2 protein-coding genes are annotated in these 3455 nt (G+C 62.7%); both read left to right on the top strand.

Annotation, left to right across the window (positions count from 1 at the left end):
* The first annotated feature begins 93 nt into the window (after positions 1 to 93).
* Entirely contained in the window at positions 94 to 1284 is a 1191-nt protein-coding gene (gene kbl / locus ACOCD2_RS14605) for a glycine C-acetyltransferase (protein WP_293648877.1), read from the top strand.
* 163 nt (positions 1285 to 1447) lie between these two features.
* Complete coding sequence (locus tag ACOCD2_RS14610; protein WP_293648880.1) at positions 1448 to 3346, top strand: ATP-binding cassette domain-containing protein; 1899 nt, start codon at positions 1448 to 1450, stop codon at positions 3344 to 3346.
* Positions 3347 to 3455: the final 109 nt, after the last annotated feature.

Raw genomic sequence — 3455 nt, forward strand, 5'->3', positions numbered from 1 at the left:
GATTAATTAATTCAGTATATTGGCATGCGCTAATTATCTGGAGCTGCCCGAAAAAGATAGCTATTTATAGACGGTAACAAGGTAGCAACCATCATGAGTTTCAAATCAGCAAAAGAAAGCCTGCAACAGGAACTGGAAGCCATCCGTAAATCCGGCCTGTGGAAGGAGGAGCGGGTCATCACCTCCCGGCAGATGAACGACATCACCCTGACCGACGGCCGCGAGGTGGTGAATATATGCGCCAACAACTACCTGGGCCTGGCCAGTCATCCGGCGCTGATCCAGGCTGCCAGGGACAGCTACGACCAATGGGGCTACGGCCTGTCCTCGGTGCGCTTCATCTGCGGCACCCAGAACATCCACAAGGCGCTGGAACAGAAGGTCACGGATTTTCTGGGCATGGAGGACACGATTCTCTACGCCGCCTGCTTCGACGCCAATGGCGGTCTGTTTGAAACCCTGCTGGGGCCGGAGGACGCGGTGATCTCAGATGAACTGAACCACGCCTCCATCATCGACGGCGTGCGCCTGTGCAAGGCGGCGCGCTATCGCTACCGTAACAACGACATGGACGATCTGCGGGACAAGCTGGAGGAAGCGCGCCACAACGGCGCCCGGCGCATGCTCATCACCACCGACGGGGTGTTCTCCATGGACGGCAGCATCGCCCGCCTGGACGAGATCTGCGACCTTGCTGACGAGTACGGCGCCATGGTGCACCACGACGATTGTCACGCCTCGGGCTTCATGGGCGACAAGGGCCGGGGCATCCATGAATACCGGGGCGTCATGGACCGGGTGGACATCATCACGAGCACCTTTGGCAAGGCCCTGGGAGGGGCTTCCGGCGGCTTCACCTCGGGCCGCAAGGAAATCATCGACCTGCTGCGCCAACGTTCCCGGCCCTACCTGTTCTCCAACACCCTGGCACCGGCCATCTGCGCCGCCTCCCTCAAGGCCCTGGAGCTGCTGAGTGAATCCACGGAACTGCGCGACCGCCTGGCGGACAACACCGCCTATTTCCGCCAGAGCATGAAGGAAGCCGGTTTCGACATTCCCGAAGGCGAGCACCCCATCGTCCCCGTGATGCTGGGGGATGCCCGCCTGGCCCAGGAAATGTCACGCAGGCTGCTGGAGCGCGGCATCTACGCCATCGGCTTCTTCTACCCCGTGGTGCCCAAGGGCAAGGCGCGCATCCGCACCCAGATCTCCGCCGCCCACACCCGGGAAGACCTGGACAAGGCCATTGCCGCCTTTGCCGATACCTACCGGGAGCTGAGCTGATTTTCATGTATCTGTTGGGCGCATCTTCGATGAAAGAAAAAGCCGCAACCGTAGGTCGGACTTCAGTCCGACAGTCCTCCGTTTTGACCGCCGTTGTCGGGCTGAAGCCCGACCTACAGTCATGGCGGGAAGCCGAATGGCCCTTCTCCGCACTGAATCCCCCATGCTGCATTTCCAGAACCTGAGCCTGCGCCGGGGTAGCAAGCTGCTGTTCGAGGGCGCCAGCTTCCAGATTCACCCCGGCCAGAAAGTGGGCATCACCGGCGCCAACGGCACGGGAAAGTCCAGCCTGTTCGCCCTGATACGGGGCCAGCTCCAGGCGGATGCCGGGGATCTGAAACTACCCCGGGAATGGGTCATCGCCTGGGTGGCCCAGGAAACGCCCCAGGACAGCCGCCCGGCCATGGAGTACGTGCTGGACGGCGACCAGGAGTTGCGCGACATTGAAGGGCAGATACAAGAGGCCGATGCCCGGGGAGACGGCCAGGTTCTGGCTCGGCTTCATGGGCAGTTTGAAGCCATCGGCGGCTACCAGGCCCGCAGCCGCGCCGGGCAACTGCTGCACGGACTGGGCTTTCGGCCCGGTGATGAAGACCGCTCGGTATCGGATTTCTCCGGCGGCTGGCGCATGCGCCTGAACCTGGCCCGGGCCCTCATCTGCCGTTCGGATCTTTTGCTCCTGGACGAGCCCACCAATCACCTGGACCTGGACGCGGTGATCTGGCTGGAGAACTGGCTGCGCCGTTACCCCGGCACCCTGCTGCTCATCTCCCACGACCGGGAATTCCTGGACGCGGTCACGGATCACATCGCCCACATCGAACAGGGCCGGCTCACCCTGTACAGCGGCAACTACAGCGCCTTCGAGAAAGTGCGCGCCGAGCGTCTGGCCAGTCAGCAGGCTGAACATGAGAAACAGCAGCGGGAGATCGCGCATATCCGATCCTACGTAGACCGTTTCCGCGCCAAGGCCACCAAGGCGCGCCAGGCCCAGAGCCGCCTCAAGGCCCTGGAGCGCATGGAGCTCATTGCGCCCGCTCACGTGGACTCGCCTTTCCATTTCCAGTTCCGGGAGCCGGAAAAGAATCCCAACCCCCTGTTGCGCCTGGAAGACGGCGCTGCGGGCTATGACGGCCGGGCCGTGGTTTCCGGTATCAGCATGAGCATCTCGCCAGGCGACCGCATCGGCCTGCTCGGCCCCAATGGCGCGGGCAAATCCACCTTCATCAAGCTGCTGTCCGGCGGACTGCCTCTCATGGAAGGACGCATGGAAACCGCCCAGGATCTCAGAATCGGCTACTTTGCCCAGCACCAGGTGGAACAGCTGCACCCGGAACATTCCCCCCTGGAACATCTGACCCAGATCGCCCCTCAGGCCCGGGAGCAGGAGCTGCGGGACTACCTGGGCGGCTTTGGTTTTCCCGGCGACAAGGCCCTGGAAAAGACCGCGCCCTTCTCTGGCGGCGAGAAATCCCGCCTGGCCCTGGCCCTGCTCATCTATCAGCGCCCCAATCTTCTGCTCCTGGACGAGCCCACCAACCACCTGGACCTGGAAATGCGCCAGGCCCTGGCCACGGCCCTGCAGGACTTCAGCGGCGCCATGATCATCGTCTCCCACGACCGGCATCTGCTGCGGGTGAGCACGGACCAGTTGCTGCTGGTGGACGGCGGCGAGGTTACCGAATTCAACGGCAGCCTGGATGACTACCCCGCCTGGCTGGCGACGCGGCACAAGACCGAAACCCCGGCGCCCGCCGGCTCAGGCAGCAAGGGCGTCAATCGCAAGGAAGCCAAGCGCCAGTCCGCCGCGCGGCGCCAGGCTTTGCAGCCCCTGAAAAACAAGGTGGCGGCAGCGGAAAAAAAACTGGATGAACTGCACAGGCAGCAAAAGGCCCTGGAAGAACAGCTTGCGGACAACAGCCTGTATGAAGCCGCCCACAAGGACAGGCTCAGACAACTGCTGACAGAAAAGGCCGAGGTGGATGCCCAGTGCGAAGCCCAGGAAATGGCCTGGCTGGAGGCCAGTGAGGCTTTGGAGGCGGAAGAAAACAGGCTGGGATGAAGGAGGTTGTCTTCTTAGCCCTCACCCCCGGCCCCTCTGCCCTCACCCCCAGTCCCTCTCCCTGAGAGGGTGTCGTAAAAGCCTGTTCCCATGCACCTATGAAGCCCCC

The sequence above is a fragment of the Thiolapillus sp. genome (assembly GCF_048562965.1).
GTDB lineage: Bacteria > Pseudomonadota > Gammaproteobacteria > Chromatiales > Chromatiaceae > Thiolapillus > Thiolapillus brandeum_A.

Coding starts and splice junctions, on each gene's coding strand:
- kbl (WP_293648877.1), top strand. CDS start 94: ATGAGTTTCAAATCAGCAAAAGAAAGCCTGCAACAGGAACTGGAAGCC.
- ACOCD2_RS14610 (WP_293648880.1), top strand. CDS start 1,448: ATGCTGCATTTCCAGAACCTGAGCCTGCGCCGGGGTAGCAAGCTGCTG.